Origin of the sequence: Gordonia sp. SL306 (genome assembly GCF_026625785.1) — a bacterium.
Lineage (GTDB): Bacteria > Actinomycetota > Actinomycetes > Mycobacteriales > Mycobacteriaceae > Gordonia.
On sequence record NZ_CP113063.1, the window covers coordinates 782329 to 799054 of the forward strand.

The window sequence follows — 16726 nt, forward strand, 5'->3', positions numbered from 1 at the left end:
GACATTACGACAGTGTCGGTAGGTCGAGCGTGACCAGGGTCACGAGCACGACGACGATGTAACGCACCAACCAAGGGAGTCTCCATGTCGACAGCCGAGAAGTCGGGACTGGTCCGAGAACGCATCGCCATCGCGTTCATCTACACCCAGGCACCCGAAACCCGCGGCCGCACGCTCGAAGAGGTCGAGGACGATGTCACCACAGGTGCGATCTCCACACACCACCTCCGAGAGGAGGCTGAGGCCTGACCCTTCGAGACGCTTCGCTCCTCAGGGGTCGGGTTGCGACGCTTCGCCAGCGCAGAATCACGAAGGGCCGGGTCCTCGCAGGACAGGGTGAACAGAGGCGGTCGTGCCGCGCACCACGAGATATGGTCGACGGATGATCGCCGGTGTCGCACCGCCGCCGATCATCGCGAGCGCTCCGGACACCGCGTCGGACGCCAGTTCACGGGCGTCCTGGGAGATCGTCGTCAACGGCACCTGGGCGCTGGACGCGAGTCGCGCATCGTCGTACCCGACAACCGAGACATCCTCGGGCACACGCAGACCCGATCGGATGATGGTGTCGATGACCCCCGTTGCACAGTCGTCGTTGAAGGCGACCACCGCCGTCGGCCGGGTGCCGTGATCCAGTACGTCGCGCATGGCGCGGGCGCCGTCGATCTGCCCGAGGCCGCCCTGCACGATGCGCGGCACCCCGATACGACCGCCACTGGTCATCGCGTCGCGGAAGCCGGCGCGCCGCTCTGCCGCACCGGGTGCGTCACCCCCGTCGACATGCAGAATCTCGCGATGTCCCAGATCGACGAGATGATTCACCGCTAAACCGATTCCGGCCGTATCGTCGCTGCGAACCACGCCCACCGAGTCCACCCCGGTGCCGCGCGCGACGACGATCACCGGCAGCCGCGCGGAGAATGCGGCGAGCGCGGTGTCGTCGAGCCGGGACCCCAGCATGATCACCGCCTCGCACCGTTCGCGGACCACGGTGTCGAGCGCAGTCTTCTCCGACCGACTCGGCGCGACCGCACTGATCACGACGTCGTACCCGGCCTCGGCCGCCTCGCGATAGATCTCCTCGACGAGGTCACCGTGAAAAGGTTCGCGCAGCTCGAAGGTGACCCCGAGCAGTCGCGACGACGACTGACGGAGCTTCCGGGCCCGCTGATCCGGTACGTAGCCCATCTCGTCGGCGATCCTCAGCACCCGCTCGCGGGTTTCGTCGCTGGCACCCGGCACACCACGCATCACTATCGAGACAAGAGCCTTCGACACACCCGCCGCTTGTGCGACGTCGACGAGCGTCAGTCTTCTACCGGGCCTCTCGACCATCCATCCCTCTCTTGACCAGATGTGAATGCCGGCACTACTCTAACCTAGAACGTTCTACTAGAACGATCTAGTCACTCCTTTTCGACCATCTCTCGTCCGGAGACCCACATGACGACCATCACCTCACCTGCCTCGATCCCGGCGCCGTCGCATGGCGCGACGGACCCCATCCGCATTGCGACCATCGGCGCCGGCCGCATCGGCAGCAGCCATACCGAACTGATCGCCCGACACGTGCCGGGTGCCGTTGTCGCAGCCGTGGCCGACCCGGTCGACGGTGCGGCCGAGCGGCTCGCGGGGGCGGTCGGCGCCGGGTTCGCCACAACCGACATCGACGTGGTGCTCGCATCACCCGACGTCGATGCCGTGCTGATCACCGCACCGGCGCGCAGTCACAGCGAATTGATCTGTCGCGCAGCGGCGGCCGGCAAGCACATCTTCTGCGAGAAGCCGATGGCGGTGACCCTCGACGAGGCCGATCGGGCGATCGCCGCGGCATCGGTCGCCGATGTGGTGCTGCAGATCGGTTTCAACCGGCGATTCGCATCCGGTTTCGCGGCCGCCCGCCAGGCGGTCGACGACGGGCGGGTCGGCACCCCGCAGCTGCTGCGCTCGTTGACCCGCGATCCCGGCCCGTGGGAAGTGAATCCGGCTCGGGTTCCGCAGTGGACGATCTTCCTGGAGACGCTGATCCACGATTTCGACACGCTGTGCTTCCTCAACCCGGGTGCCCGCCCGGTGTCCGTGCACGCGTTCGCCGATGCCCTGATCCGGCCTGATGCGGCACAGTCCGGACATCTCGACACCGCGGTCGTGACCATCACCTTCGACAACGGCGCGATCGCGACCGCCGAGGCCAGCTTCTCGGCGCTGTACGGATATGACGTGCGTGGTGAGGTCTTCGGTTCGGCGGGTATGGCGACCGCCGGTGACGGACGCACCAGCGACATGACGTTCTACGGAGCCGCCGGGATCGCGATCGACACCGCCCGGCGCGACACCGTGCTCCTGCACAGTGCCTACGTCGGCGAGCTCACGGCGTTCGTCGAGGCGGTGCGCAGCGGATCGCCCGCCGTGGTCGGCGGGGCGGACGCACGGACTGCACTGCAGATCGCATTGGCCGCGATCCGCAGCGTCGAGACCGGTGGCACCGTCTCGATCGACGAGGCCAGCTGATGACCTACCGACTGGCTGCCAGCGCCGAGATGCTCTATCTCGACCGGCCTTTCGTGGACCGGGTCCGCACCATCCACGACCGAGGCCTCCTGGTAGAGATCTGGGACTGGTCCACCAAGGACATCGATGCCCTGGTCGCCACCGGCGCCGAATTCGCCTCGATGACCGGGTACCTGACCGGCAATCTCACCGATCCCGGCGGCATCTCCGCCTTCCTCCAATCGGCCGAGGAATCGATCACGGTGGCTGCTCGTCTCGACTGCCCGAGCCTCAACGTGCACGGCACCGGCCTGGGCCCAGATGGCCTGCCGGTGGTTCCGGTCGATGTGGTGACGCCCGAGATGTGGCTCACCGCGGCCGACACCCTGCGTCGACTCGCGGACATCGGCGAACGCCACGACCGGGTCTTCACCCTCGAGAACCTCAATCTCGCCGTCGACCACCCGGGGACCCCGTTTGCCACCGCGTCGGACACCATGACGCTCGTGAGGGCCGTCGACTCCCCGCACCTGCGGATGAACCTCGATCTCTATCACGCCCAGATCGGCGAGGGCAACCTCATCGAATTGGTCCGGGCGGCAATGCCTCTCGTCGGCGAGATCCAAGTTGCCGACGTTCCTGGCCGGTGTGAGCCGGGCACCGGGGAGATCAACTACCCCGCCATCGCCAGCGCGCTGAAAGAGATCGGCTTCGCCGGCGTCGTCGGCCTCGAGGGCTGGGCGAGGTCCGACCCGGACGGCGCCCTTGACGCATTCATGACAGCGTTCGGCTGACCCGTACCGGCCGGGCCAGCTCGAGCACGATGTCGAGGACGGCCCGGGCCGCGCGGGATGGCGTGCGGGTGGACGAGTGCGCGATCGCGATGTCCCACATCAGCGGGGTGTCCGAACACGGCACGACGGCCGCGCCTGCTTGCATGTGCGCCACGCCCAGGGGGACAAGTGTCACCCCGAACCCCTTGACCGCCAAGCTCATCCCGAAGAACTGATCGGCCACCTCGATCACCGTCCGCCTGTTCGGGATGTCGCGGTCGACGACCGCGCGCGTCCCCCAACCCGGCGGATAGTCGATGACGCGCTCCTCGGCCAGGTCGGCGGTCGCGAAGGAACCGGCCTGCGCCAGTCGGTGATCGGGCGAACACACCAGTACCAGCGGTTCCTGCGCGAGCCGATGAACCGCGATGCCGGGGATCAGTTCCGGATACGCACCCAGGAAAGCGAGGTCGAGGGTGCCTGCGCGCACTCCGACGATGTTGCCCGAGCTGCCGCGCGGATTCTGGCGCATGGCGATCGTGATCCCGGGATGGCGCCGATGGATCTCGGCAAATGCCTCGGCCAGGTCGATGGAGACGACGTTGACGAGCGCACCGACGGCGACCTCTCCGCGGATGTCGCCGCGAACTCCGTCGACCGCGTCGAAGACGTCCGCACGCGCACGCAGGGCCGCGCGCGCCGGACCGACGATAGCGCGACCGGTGTCGGTCAGCACGAGCACTGTGGGTGTGCGATCGAAGACGCGCTCCCCCAGTTCGCGCTCCATCTTGGCCACACCCGTGGACACCGCCGACTGCACGACGTTGAGCGACCGCGCGGCAGCAGTGAACGTGCCCTGATCGCAGCAGGCAAGAAAATACTCCAGGTGACGCAACTCCATCTCGGCCTCCATCGCGATCGGAGATGTCTATATCGAAATCTATCGCTTTTCCTGAAGACTAGGCGGCCCGACAATGTATGCATGGCCACCACCCTCTCTGTCCCCGTCCGAGCACAGACCCGCCTCAGTCGCGTCGTGGTCTTCTTGTTCGCGGTGACGGCGGGCTCGTCGGCCGGCTGCCTCTACTACCTGCAGCCGCTCTTGCACGAGATCAGCGTCGACTTCTCGATCTCGACCGCGACGGCCGGTGTGCTGATCGCGGTGACCCAGATCGGCTATCTGCTCGGCCTTGCCTTCGTCGTCCCGCTCGGCGACTTCGTCAACCGCCGCCGACTGGTGACCGGCCTCCTCGCCGTCTCGTGCGTCGCCCTGGTGGCCGCCGGCCTGATGCCCGCGTACGGCGGGCTGCTGACGATGGTGTTCGCGGTCGGGGTCTCGGCGTCGGCCGCACAGGTCGTGGTCCCGTGGGCGGCCGCGATCGCCGCACCGAACGAGCGCGGCACGGTGGTCGGCAATGTGATGAGCGGACTGCTCATCGGCATCCTGTTCTCCCGAGTCCTCAGTGGACTGGTCGCCGAGGTCGGTGGCTGGCGGGCGATCCTGTTCGTCGCCGCGGGACTGCAGGTGGCGATGGCCGTGGCGGTCTGGTTCCGCGCTCCCGAAGCGCCGCCCGAGGCAGCCGGATCGGGTCAGAGCTACCCGCAGGTCCTACGGTCGATCCTGACCCTCGTGCGCACCCACGACGTGTTGCGGCACCGCATGTTCCTCGGTGGGCTCAGCATGGCGGCCTTCAGTTGCATGTGGACCGCGATCGCCTTCCTGCTGGCCGGCGCCGGTGACTCGACCTACTCGTACTCGGAAGCGGAGATCGGCCTGTTCGGACTTGCCGGAGTGGCGGGTGCGCTGGTCGCGCCCGTTGTCGGCAAGCTGGCCGACCGGGGCTACCTGCGCCACACCCAGTACGGCGTGTGGGGCGCGCAGATCCTCGGGTGGCTCCTGCTGTGGGCCGGTGCACATCAGGTCGTGGTGCTGGTGATCGCCCTCCTCGTCTTCGACTTCGGCGTCCAGGGCGTCCAGCTGGCCAACCAGACCGGCGTGTATTCGCTTGACGGCCAAGCTCGTTCACGGCTGACGACGGCGTACATGGTGGCCTACTTCGCCGGGGGCGTGATCGGCTCGACGGTGGGCGGCTGGGCGTACCAGGCGGGCGGCTGGCCCCTCGTGTGCACGATCGGGACGGGCTCGGCGATCGTCGGGCTCACGACCTGGGCGGTCTTCTCGTGGACCGAACGCGGGCATCCGGTGCAGGGCCGGGCGGCGCATGCCGAGTTGCGAGCGGCGGCTCGGGGCTGAGGGTTCGCGAGGCGGCGGGTTTCGATACGCCGACTCGCTGCCGCTCGCCGGCTACTCAACCAGCAGAGGGCTCGCCGGTACTCAACCAGCAGGGGGCGCATCGGTACTCGATCAGCAGGGGGGCGCCCAGCCGATCGGCAGCGAAATCACCTACGCGACAACTTCTTTCGCCGAAGATCGGCAATGGCGGTCTTGAGCCCGCGGGTCCTCGGCACGCCGGCGAAGCGTCGCTCCGACGCGGTCTCCGGCGCGTCGTCGGCGGTGTCGCGCAGGAACCGATCGGGCAAGGCGAGTTTGTTGATGGTGCGCAGGGTCTGCATGTACTGCACGAAGAGTGAGCCGGTGGTGTACGGCAGGTCGTACTTCTCGCAGAGCTCGCGGATGCGCACGGACATGTCGGCGTAGCGATTGCTGGGCAGATCCGGATAGAGGTGATGCTCGATCTGATAGCAGAGATTGCCACTCAGGAAGGCCGTCGCCGGGCCCGCGTCGAAATTGGCGGTACCGAGCATCTGGCGAAGATACCACTGTCCGGGAGTCTCGTCGGTGAGTGACTCGACGGTGAACTTCTCTGCGCCATCCGGGAAATGCCCACAGAAGATCACCACGTATGCCCAGAGGTTGCGGATCAGATTCGCACTGAGATTCGCGGTCAAGGTATGCACATAGTTCGGACCGGTCAATGCCGGGAACAGCACGTAATCCTTACCGACCTGCTTGCCGATCTTACGCAGGAACACCTTGATCTGAGGTACCGCAACATCTTTCGGCTTCGTGCCGTTGATGACCTCCTTGAGTTCGAGGTCGTGCAGTCCGATTCCCCACTCGAAGGTGGCCGCGAGGACGAGGTTGAAGAACGGCTGGAGAATGCGCCGCGGCTCCCACGGCTCGTCGCGGGTCACGCGCAGGATCTTGTAACCGACGTCGTGATCCATCCCGACCACGTTGGTGTATTTGTGGTGGATGTAGTTGTGCGAGTGCTTCCAATGCGGCGACGCGCACACCATGTCCCACTCCCACGTCGTGGAGTGGACCTCGGGATCGTTCATCCAATCCCATTGCCCGTGCATCACATTGTGCCCGAGCTCCATGTTCTCGATGATCTTGGAGAGCGCGAGCGCACCGGTCCCCAGCAACCACAGCGAACGCTTGTGGCTGCCGAACAGCGCAAGCCGTCCGGCCACCTCGAGCGCCCGGTGGGCGAAGATCGTCCGACGCAGGTAGCGGACATCACGAACACCCCGATCGGCTTCGATCTCACGTCGAAGTGCGTCGAGTTCTGCGCCCAATGCCTCGACGTCCGCATCGCTCAGATGGGCGTAGGCATTGATGTCGGTTATGGCCATCGGCACCCATTATGCCCGCCCCGCGGACGGACGGTCCACGGACCTCGGCCGCCACACATCACCGAGGGTCAGGCCGCCGGACGCTGCTGGACGGGCACCTCGGTTCGTGCGGCGGACACGTCTGCGCGCCGTCCACGACGACGCAAGGTCCGGATGGCCGAACGCAGACCACGTCGGCGACCGGTCTCGGGATCGACCGAGGCCATCAGCCGCGCGCCCTCGGGGAGTCCCTGCTTGAACCGGCGCTCGGAGGCGGTCTCCGGCGCATCGTCGACGGTCGCCTTGAGGTATTTGTTCGGCAGCGACAGCTTCGCGATGGTGCGCCACGATTTCGCGTACTGCACCGGGAACGAGCCCGTGGTGTACGGGAGATCGTACTTCTCGCACAATGCCCGCACCCGCACCGAGATCTCGGCGAGCCGGTTGCTGGGCAGGTCGGGAAAGATGTGGTGCTCGATCTGGTAGGACAGATTTCCGCTCATGAACGCCAGCACCGGGCCGCTGCGGAAGTTCGCGCTGCCCAGCATCTGCCGCAGATACCACTCGCCCCGCGTCTCACTGTCGACGTCCTGCTTGGTGAACTTCTCGGCGCCGTCGGGGAAATGGCCGCAGAAGATGACCGCGTTGGTCCACACGTTGCGGATGAAGTTGCCCATCAGGTTCGCCGTCAGAGCCTTCCGGAAGGCGTGTCCGACGCCGACGCTCCGGCCGGTCGCCCCGGCCACCAGTGCCGGGTAGACCGCGTAGTCCTTGACGACCTGCTTGCCGACCTTCTTGCCGACGTCGGCGAGATCTTGGCGGAACTGCTCCTTGGCCTCGGGCGTCTTGCGCTTCTTGCCCAGCTCGAGATGCTGTGCGGCGACACCGTATTCGAAGCCGGCGGCCAGGACCGTGTTGAAGAAGAGGTTGCCGAGATAGAACGGCCGCCAGCGCTGGTCGCGCGTGACACGCAGCAGGCCGTAGCCCACGTCGTCGTCCATCCCGAGGACGTTCGTGTACTTGTGATGGATGTAGTTGTGGGTGTGCTTCCAGTGCGCCGACGGGCCGGTGTTGTCCCACTCCCAGGTCGTCGAATGCACCTCGGGATCGTTCATCCAATCCCACTGCCCGTGCATCACGTTGTGCCCGAGTTCCATGTTCTCGACGATCTTGGCGATGCCGAGCGCTCCCGCACCCGTCCACCACATCGATCGCTTCGACGATCCGAAGATCAGCGCCCGGCCGGCCAGCTCCAGACCGCGCTGGAAGCGGATGGTGTTGCGGAGATAACGCGCGTCGCGTTCACCGCGATCGGCCTCGATGTCGGCACGGATCGCGTCGAGCTCCACGCCGAGCGCCTCGATCTCCACCTCGGTGAGGTGCGCGTACTCTGGGATGTCGGTAATCGCCATGGTGCTCCCGTTCGTATCGACCTACCAAACCGTAACTTACGCAAGCGTAGGTTGGCTGCCCCGTCATGTCCACCCCTCTGCGCGAGATCACCAGAGGAATGTGACCCAACCCACCCTCGGGGTCAGTCGCGGAGCAGTTCGAACCCGATGAGGTCCTCGAAGACGCCTGCCGAACTCGCCGCGAGTTGCTGTGTGCCGAACTCGCGGAATCCGGCCGATTGCGCCAACGACTTCGAGCCCGTGTTGCTCACCGCGGCGAACATCGTCAACCGGCGCAGGCCCATCACGCCGAATGCGTGATCCACCACGGCCGGGAACGCCTCGGCCAGGACACCGCTGCCCCGTGCATCCGGGTGTGTGTAGAAACCCGCCTCGGCACCGGTCACCTCGTCGATGTCGAGCAGGGTGATGTCGCCGAGATAGGTGTCGGTCGCGAGATCGGCGACCACCCACGTACACGTCTCACCACGCGCCGCCGTCCACCATTTGCGCAGGCGTTCGGCAGCGGCGTGCTCGAGGGTGAGCGGAACCGGACGCTCGAAGAGGTACTTCCGGGACACCGGGTCGTCGAGGGTATCCCGTATCCGCTCGTCGTCCTTCTCGGCAAGCGGCCGGAGGCGGAATCGTTCGGTCTCGAAAGTCGATGCGTGCCAAGTGGTTTTCGGGTCAGGCGAATCACCCGCACGCAGGGTCCCCACCCATACGTCACAGATCGCGTCACCGATCTCGAGCCCGTCGCGGACGACGGCGTCGAGAGTGAACCCGCATGTGTGGGCGACGCGGAGACTCGGGAGATTGCCGACCGCCGCCTGCCACCGCACCGCTCGCTTGCCCACACCGAATGCGTGATCGACCGCCAACCGGACCGAACGCTGCATCACGCCGAGCCCCCGGGCATCGGGATGGAGCGCGAAACCGATGTCGACGATCGCACCCGCGCCGCGGATGTCGACATTGCCGACGTACCGACCGCCATGCTCGATGGCCCAGCCCATCCCGGTTCCCTCGTCCCATCCGCGCGGGATGTCGTCGAACGCGAACTGCTCGGCATCGCCCCGTCCGTACGGGGTGGGCACCCGGGTCCAGCGGATCATCTCGGGGTCGGTCGCCATCTCGACGATCCGGCCGAGGTCGGAGGATCGATGACCACGCAGCGTCACGACTCCGTCGGTCAGGACCGGGACGTCGGGCGACCACGTCAGTTCAGCGGGCACCCGACTCACTCCGCACAGCAGTGTTCACGCGGTCAGCCTAATCGCTCAGACCGGTCACACGCCGAGTGTGCAGTCCCCTGCCGCTGCGCTGATGCACGTCTGGATCCGCTCACCCTCGACGTGCTCGGCCCCCGACCGCAGATCGCGCACACACCCTTTGTCCAGCATCACGACGCAGCTCTGACAGATCCCCATCCGACAGCCGAACGGCATCATCACGCCGGCGGATTCGCCCGCCTCGAGCAGTGTTGTCGCGCCGTCGATCTCGGCGGTCCGTCCCGACCAGCCGAAGGTGACGGTCCCGCCCTCGGCACCGACCGCTCCTCGTTCGAGGGCGAACCGCTCGATGTGCAGGTGGTCGTCGGCCCCGGCATCGGCATACATCCGGTGCACGGCGTCGAGGAACGAACTCGGTCCGCACGCCCATGTCTCGCGCTCGAGCCAGTCCGGCACCAGATCCGCGAGTCGGTCGGGCGTCACCTTGCCGTCGGTGCGCGTGTATTGGATGTGCAGATCCACCACACCGTCGGCGGCCATCGTCGCCAGTTCGTCCCCGAACAGCAGGTCGGCGGCGGTCGGCGTGGAGTGGATCACCCGGATGTCGGCGCGCTGCCCGCGGTGGCGGACCATCCGCAGCATCGACATGATGGGCGTGATGCCGCTCCCGGCGGTCACGAACAGGGTCTTCGACGGCAACGGCTCCGGCAGCACGAACTCGCCGGCCGGCGCTGCCAAACGGACCACGGTGCCCGGTTGCAGGCCGCTCACGAGGTGCGACGACAGGAAACCCTCGGGCATCGCCTTCACCGTGATCGTGATCGTCTTGCCGTCGACGCCGTCGCCCGAACCGACCGGCGCGGAGGTCAGCGAGTACGACCGCCAGGTCCATCGCCCCTCCATCAGGACGCCGATCCCGACGTACTGGCCGGGCCGGTAGTCGAGCGAGAATCCCCAGCCCGGACGGATGCGGATGGTCGCCGAGTCCTCGGTCTCCGGCGTCACCGAGACGACCTTTCCGCGCAGTTCGCGGGCCGACCAGAGCGGATTGGCGAGATGCAGGTAGTCGTCGGGCAACAGCGGCGTGGTGATCCGGGCGAATGCCGCCCGCGCCCACTGCGCACCACGGCTGCGAGCCGCGACACCGGCCACCGGTTCCTCGAATCGTTCGAGCCAACCCACCTGAGCACCACCTCACTCGCGTGCCCAGGGGCCGCGCGTCGACAACCTACGCTTCCGTAGGTTACGCGACCGAGGCCGCGCTCGCGCAGATGGCCAGAGCGACGCGAGCAGGATCAGAGCAACTCGAGCAGGAACGGGAGTTCCTGCGTGGCATACCAGGCGAGGTCGAAGTCCTCCACGTCGCCGACGGCCAGCTCCGCGTCCTGATCACCGAGGTCGGCGGCGTCGATCACCACCACGGCGGCCCGGACCTTGTCCTGCGCCTCGGCGACGTCGACGTGGACGGACGCGATGTCGCGCAGCGGCACCGGCCCACTGATCTTGACCACCGCGTCGTCGAGGTCCGGACGCAGATCCACATCGTCGACGTCCGCGGCGACCACCGCGCGGCGGGGCGGGAGTCTGGGGGTGTCTCCGGGTTTCGCGGTGCGCTCATCCTCGGCGAGGTCCGCGTCGCCGTCGACGTCACCGGGTTCGGACGTCTCACCGGCGAGCAGGCGCAGCGATGCTCGCGCCGCCTCGCGCATCGCCACCTCGGCCAGCTCTTCGTCGTCGCCGGCGAGGAACGATTCACGCAACGCCGGGGTGAGGGCGAAGCCCGTTCCACCGATGGCCCGGAACTCCCCGCTCTCACTGAGCTCCATCAGCATGGTCAGTGTCGCCGGCAGATAGACCCGCATCGCAACCGTCCCCTCACCCGTTCACCACAACTCGTTCGCACAACTGCGCCAACCCTATCCGCCGAGGCCGGCGTCCGGCGTCCGTGCCGGTCACCGACCCGCGCCGACGCCGGCGTCCATCACTTGGCCGCCTCGAGTTCCTCATAGGCCTCGGTCACGTAATCGGTCATCGCCGGCAGATCGCTCAGCACTCCTCGATCCGCGATGAAGGCGAACTGGAGGCTGTTGCGATAGTCGACGACACTGATCGCGAGGGCCCGTTGGGCCATGAGTGCCGGGATCGCGTACACCTGCACCACCGGGCATCCGGCGACATAGCGCGCGGCGACCGGCAGGGTCCCCATCCCCACCGGCACGTTGTAGTTACGCCGGTTCAGACTGCGGAACGCCCGTGAGCTGAACTCGGGGAAAGGCACCACACCGAGCTCGGGAAGCAGCGGCCGCGGACCCAGCGAGAGGCGCCGCGACGACTGCGAATACCGATTTGCCAGGCCGGCGACCTGGGCGAGCCGAACTGCCGGATTATCTTCTCCCACAGGCAGATCCGTGACAAAACTCGCCTTGCCGACGGTGATCCACCGCCCATCGGCATCGACCCGACGCTCCACCGCCGGGTCGCGCGCCGACAGGGGCAGGACGACGCGCACGGTGTCGCCCGCCTCCACCGACTCGTCGTAGGAGAGCATCCACCTGCGCATCGCGCCAGAGATGATGGCGAGCTCGACGTCGTTGACGGTGCAGTCGTAGCGGTCGGCGATCTTGGCACACCCACGCCGGGGTACCGAGGCCACCGCGAAGGTCCGGGTGGACGTGGTCGAGCTGTTCAACCGGCTCGCAGGAGCCGAGTCGGTCATCTGCTGGACCACACTCCCCACCCGGCGGAGAGCGCCTTCGGCCGTCGATCGGAGGTCCCCGACGATGGAGTTGTTGTGCACCAGCGAATCGACCAGATCACCGGGCCGCGACAGCGCCTCGGCGATGGCACCGAGCGCGAGACTGGTGCTGCCCGGGGGCGAGCCGGGCATCCAGAGATCTTCGAGCAACGGCTCGACCGTACGGGTGTCGTCGCAGATCACCTCGCTGATCTCCAGGGCGTCATGGGCGTCGACCATGCACCGGTGGGTTTTCGTGAGGATCGCGAGCTTGCCGTCGGGCAGACCTTCGATGAGGTACATCTCCCAGAGCGGCCGCGTGCGATCAAGAGGACGCGACATGACCCTGGCGATGAGGTCCTGCAACTGGACCGTGTCGCCCGGTCGAGGGAGACCGGAGCGGCGGATGTGGAAGTTGATGTCGAAGTCGCGGTCGTCGACCCACACCGGCCTGGCCAGGCCGAGCGTGACCTCGCGGATGATCTGGCGGTAGCGCGGGACCAGCTGAAGACGATTCTCCACCAGGGCGACCAGGCGTGAGTAGTCCAGTACCGGGGCAGGCGGCTTGCCTGCCGGCCCCGGTACACCCTCAGCGCCCGGGCTGGTCGTCGGCGCCTTCCTGGTTCGGGAAGCACCTGTGCCGGCACGTTTGTCCGTGTGGCTCGGGTCGATCACCAGGAGAGCTCCCAGATGCGTCGTGGAACCCGACTCGTCGAGGAAGTAGAACATCGCGTCATGCGCGGAGAGCCGGTTCACCACGAGGACGATCCTAGTGGCCTCGGCGCGTCTCGCCCGTCGGATGCCGCGTCCGCGTGCGATCGCATGCAGCCCTCGACCCGGCCGCGGCCCCCGAGGTCGGCTCGGCATGGTCGGTATCGCCGTCGGGCGCCGGTGTTCGACGGCCGACCTCCTGCGCCACGCAGCGGCGATCAGACGAGGGTGAAATCAACCAGTTGCCAACGATATTCGACGTTGCGCGGCAGCCCTGGACGGTAGTGTCCCGGGGCACCACGGACCCGGCACGGCAACTGTTCGATGCGCGCCGCAAACGCGCGGACCCGCTCGCCACGACGACAGCTGCCGAACACCTCGGCGGTGCCCGGACCACGCATCTGTACGTGGACCCGGCGCAGGGTCGCCGCGTTCTCCACGACCTGCGGCAGTGCACCCGAGGACGGCCGCACCGGGCCGTGGACACGGGCGAGAGCCGTCAGCTCCGCGAGCAACTGCTGCGTGACAACGCCGTCGAGCTGATTGACACCGCGCCGACGATCGAGCACCTCGAGGACCAGCGTGACGGTGCCGACCGCGAATCTTCTCGCCTCGACTGCCTGCGCCGACGACCGGTCAGGTGCATTCCGCCTGCGCGCACCGGCCGGGGACGGGGTCGGCCGATCGGGGGACCCGTCGACCTCCACGGACCGGATCGGCGGTTCGTACGGCGGAGCCGGGCGGATCAGGACTCGAGGCGTCTCCATGAGTATCGGACGCACCGGAGCGCCGACCGGTTCCCCTCACGTCGGACAGATCCGACGACGTCGTGTCAGCGACGCTTCTTCTTGGACTTCGGCGGCTTGGCGCGGCTGGCGCCCTTCGAGTTCTCACGTGCAGCGGCCCGACGTTCACGACGGCTCGCCGACACCAGCGCCGGGTCCTCGTGTTCCTCTTCCTCGGAATGGGTCTCGGTCCCGCCACCCTCTGATGGGCCCGAATACGTCATCGGGACCTCGGGCTGCTCGACGCCCACCGCACGCAGCGCGGCGGGAGCCTCCTGCTCACCACCGACGGGTGCGGGCGCAGCACCGTTTCCGGCACCCGCGAATGCGGGCGCCACGGGCGCGGCGGCCGGTGCCGGAGTCGGCACGGCGGCCGGCGCCGCCTGTTCGGTCTGCACCTGGACGTTGTAGAGGAACTGCAGCGTCTCCTCCTTGAGCCCCTCGAGCATTCCGCTGAACATGTCGAAGCCCTCGCGCTGGTACTCCACGACCGGATCGCGCTGCGCCATCGACCGGAGGTGGATGCCCTCACGGAGGTAGTCCATCTCGTAGAGGTGGTCCTGCCATTTGCGGTCGAGGACCGTCAGCAGGATGGTGCGCTCGAGCTGGCGCATGGCACCGTCGCCCGCGATCTCCTCGATCTCGGTCTCGCGCGCCTCGTAGGCCTTGTGCGCATCGGCCACCAGGACCTCTTTGAGCTCATCGGCGTCGACGTCGTCGCGCTCGCCGAACTCGTTCTCACCGACGACCTTCTTGGGATCGAGGTCGATCGGATAGAGCGTGCTCAGGGCCTTCCAGAGCTCGTCGAGGTCCCAGTCCTCGGCATAGCCCTCGGCGGTGGCACCCTCCACGTAGGCGCCGACCACATCGTCGATCATGGTCTGCACCTCGGCCCGGTGATCCTCACCCTCGAGGATGGTGCGGCGCTCGCCGTAGATGACCTTGCGCTGCTCGTTCATCACCTCGTCGTACTTGAGGACGTTCTTGCGGACCTCGAAGTTCTGCTGCTCGACCTGGGTCTGCGCGCTCCGGATGGCCTTGGTGACCATCTTCGCCTCGATCGGCACGTCGTCGGGCAGGTTCACGCGGTTCATGATCGACTCGAGCGCCGCACCGTTGAACCGCCGCATGAGCTCGTCACCGAGCGAGAGGTAGAACCGGGATTCGCCCGGGTCGCCCTGGCGACCCGAACGTCCACGCAACTGGTTGTCGATACGGCGCGATTCGTGACGCTCGGTCCCCAGTACGTAGAGACCGCCGGCTGCCTTGACCTCCTCGGCCTCTTCGGCTGCGGCAGCACGGGCGACCTCGATCGCCTCCGGCCACGCCGCCTCGTACTGGTCCGGGGTGTTGACCGGGTCGAGTCCCGCCTTGCGCAGCCGGGCATCGGCGATGATGTCGGGGTTGCCGCCGAGCACGACGTCGGTACCACGACCGGCCATGTTGGTGGCCACTGTCACCGCACCGGTACGGCCGGCCTCGGCGATGATCTGGGCCTCTTGCTCGTGGAACTTCGCGTTCAGGACGTTGTGCGGGATGCCACGCTTGGTGAGCTGGCGCGACAGGTATTCCGACCGCTCGACGCTGGTGGTACCGATGAGGACCGGCTGGCCCTTCTCGTGACTCTCGGTGATGTCGTCGACGACGGCGTCGAACTTCGCCTCTTCGGTCTTGTAGATGAGGTCGACCTGGTCCTTGCGGACCATCGGCTTGTTCGTCGGGATCGGCAGCACACCCAGCTTGTAGATCTGGTCGAACTCCGCGGCCTCGGTCTCGGCCGTACCCGTCATGCCGGCGAGCTTGTCGTACATGCGGAAGTAGTTCTGGAGCGTGATCGTGGCCAGGGTCTGGTTTTCGGCCTTGATCTCGACGTGTTCTTTCGCCTCGATCGCCTGGTGCAGACCCTCGTTGAACCGACGTCCGTCCAGCACGCGACCGGTGAACTCGTCGACGATGAGGACTTCGCCGTTGCGGACGATGTAGTCCTTGTCCTTGTAGAAGAGTTCCTTGACCTTGATCGAGTTGTTGAGGTAGCTCACCAGCGGCGAATTGGCGGCCTCGTACAGGTTGTCGATACCGAGTTGGTCCTCGACGAACTCGACGCCTGCCTCGTGCACACCGATCGTCTTCTTCTTGATGTCGACCTCGTAGTGCACGTCCTTCTCGAGCAGCGGCGCGATCCTGGCGAACTCGGTGTACCACTTGCTCGACCCCTCGGCGGGCCCCGAGATGATCAGCGGCGTGCGCGCCTCGTCGATGAGGATCGAGTCGACCTCGTCCACGATTGCGTAGTTGTGGCCGCGCTGGACCAGGTCGGGCAACGAATGCGCCATGTTGTCGCGCAGGTAGTCGAAGCCGAACTCGTTGTTGGTGCCGTAGGTGATGTCGGCGCCATAGGCCTCGCGACGCTGGTCGGAGGTCATCCCGGTGAGGATCACCGCGGTGTCGAGTCCGAGGAAGCGGTGCACGCGACCCATCCACTCGGAGTCACGTTTGGCCAGGTAGTCGTTGACGGTGACGACGTGGACGCCGTCGCCCGAGAGCGCGTTGAGATAGGCAGGCAGCACACAGGTCAGAGTCTTGCCCTCACCGGTCTTCATCTCGGCGATGTTGCCGTAATGCAGCGCCGCGCCACCCATGATCTGCACATGGAAGTGCTTCTGCTCGAGCACCCGCCAGGCCGCCTCGCGGGCGACCGCGAAGGCCTCGGGGAGCAGTTCGTCCAGGGACGCGCCGTCGGCGTGCCGCTCCTTGAACTCGTCGGTCTTGGCGCGCAGCTCGGCGTCCGTCAGTGCCTCGACCTCGTCGGACAGGCTCTCGACATGCGATGCGATCGCACCGAGTCGCTTGACCATCCGGCCTTCGCCGACGCGTAGCAGCTTGTTCAGCACCGTGGATCGAGTCCCTAACTCTTGTCGACTACACACGAAATCCGGCCCGCAACCTGCACAGGCCGGATTCCATGGTACTCAGCTTGTCTTAGTGCAACCTGATCGGTGCCCCGATCACCTGCACGTCGTCATCTTCCCGA

The 16726-nt window shown here is 66.8% G+C and carries 14 protein-coding genes; 4 read left to right on the plus strand and 10 right to left on the minus strand.

Annotation, left to right across the window (positions count from 1 at the left end):
• The first annotated feature begins 84 nt into the window (after positions 1-84).
• Positions 85-249, plus strand: a complete 165-nt coding sequence (locus OVA31_RS03770) for a hypothetical protein (RefSeq protein ID WP_267629773.1) — start codon at positions 85-87, stop codon at positions 247-249.
• A gap of 57 nt (positions 250-306) precedes the next feature.
• Here OVA31_RS03770 and OVA31_RS03775 read toward each other — a convergent pair whose 3' ends face one another.
• A complete protein-coding gene (locus OVA31_RS03775) occupies positions 307-1335 on the minus strand; it encodes a LacI family DNA-binding transcriptional regulator (protein WP_267629774.1) in 1029 nt (342 codons plus the stop codon).
• 108 nt (positions 1336-1443) lie between these two features.
• Here OVA31_RS03775 and OVA31_RS03780 point away from each other — a divergent pair, with 108 nt between their 5' ends.
• Positions 1444-2511 (plus strand): Gfo/Idh/MocA family oxidoreductase, encoded by a 1068-nt coding sequence (locus OVA31_RS03780; protein ID WP_267629775.1) that lies wholly within the window; start codon positions 1444-1446, stop codon positions 2509-2511.
• Complete coding sequence (locus OVA31_RS03785) at positions 2511-3284, plus strand: TIM barrel protein (protein ID WP_267629776.1); 774 nt, start codon at positions 2511-2513, stop codon at positions 3282-3284. Before OVA31_RS03780 ends, OVA31_RS03785 begins: the two co-directional genes overlap by 1 nt.
• Here OVA31_RS03785 and OVA31_RS03790 read toward each other — a convergent pair.
• Positions 3265-4164, minus strand: a complete 900-nt coding sequence (locus OVA31_RS03790) for a LysR family transcriptional regulator (RefSeq protein ID WP_267629777.1) — start codon at positions 4162-4164, stop codon at positions 3265-3267. The genes OVA31_RS03785 and OVA31_RS03790 overlap by 20 nt on opposite strands.
• Before the next feature lie 81 nt (positions 4165-4245).
• Here OVA31_RS03790 and OVA31_RS03795 point away from each other — a divergent pair, with 81 nt between their 5' ends.
• Positions 4246-5517 (plus strand): MFS transporter, encoded by a 1272-nt coding sequence (locus OVA31_RS03795; protein ID WP_267629778.1) that lies wholly within the window; start codon positions 4246-4248, stop codon positions 5515-5517.
• Positions 5518-5663: 146 nt separating this feature from the next.
• Here OVA31_RS03795 and OVA31_RS03800 read toward each other — a convergent pair whose 3' ends face one another.
• The 8 genes from OVA31_RS03800 to secA all read right to left on the minus strand — a co-directional run bounded on the left by OVA31_RS03800 (position 5664) and on the right by secA (position 16586).
• Positions 5664-6863: a fatty acid desaturase family protein gene (locus OVA31_RS03800; RefSeq protein ID WP_267629779.1), complete on the minus strand. Its 1200-nt coding sequence runs from the start codon at positions 6861-6863 to the stop codon at positions 5664-5666.
• 68 nt (positions 6864-6931) lie between these two features.
• Entirely contained in the window at positions 6932-8254 is a 1323-nt protein-coding gene (locus OVA31_RS03805; protein WP_267629780.1) for a fatty acid desaturase family protein, read from the minus strand.
• A gap of 122 nt (positions 8255-8376) precedes the next feature.
• Entirely contained in the window at positions 8377-9468 is a 1092-nt protein-coding gene (locus OVA31_RS03810; protein ID WP_267629781.1) for a GNAT family N-acetyltransferase, read from the minus strand.
• A 54-nt stretch (positions 9469-9522) separates the two neighbouring features.
• On the minus strand, positions 9523-10647 hold the full coding sequence (locus tag OVA31_RS03815) for a ferredoxin reductase (RefSeq protein ID WP_324290181.1): 1125 nt from the start codon (positions 10645-10647) through the stop codon (positions 9523-9525).
• 113 nt (positions 10648-10760) lie between these two features.
• On the minus strand, positions 10761-11327 hold the full coding sequence (locus OVA31_RS03820; protein ID WP_267629782.1) for a DUF6912 family protein: 567 nt from the start codon (positions 11325-11327) through the stop codon (positions 10761-10763).
• Positions 11328-11446: 119 nt separating this feature from the next.
• On the minus strand, positions 11447-12958 hold the full coding sequence (locus OVA31_RS03825; RefSeq protein ID WP_267629783.1) for a wax ester/triacylglycerol synthase domain-containing protein: 1512 nt from the start codon (positions 12956-12958) through the stop codon (positions 11447-11449).
• Positions 12959-13128: 170 nt separating this feature from the next.
• A complete protein-coding gene (locus tag OVA31_RS03830; protein ID WP_267629784.1) occupies positions 13129-13677 on the minus strand; it encodes an Rv3235 family protein in 549 nt (182 codons plus the stop codon).
• 65 nt (positions 13678-13742) lie between these two features.
• The gene (secA, locus tag OVA31_RS03835) at positions 13743-16586 is read right to left on the minus strand and encodes a preprotein translocase subunit SecA (RefSeq protein WP_267629785.1); all 2844 of its coding nucleotides are present in this window, start codon (positions 16584-16586) and stop codon (positions 13743-13745) included.
• Positions 16587-16726 lie beyond the last annotated feature (140 nt).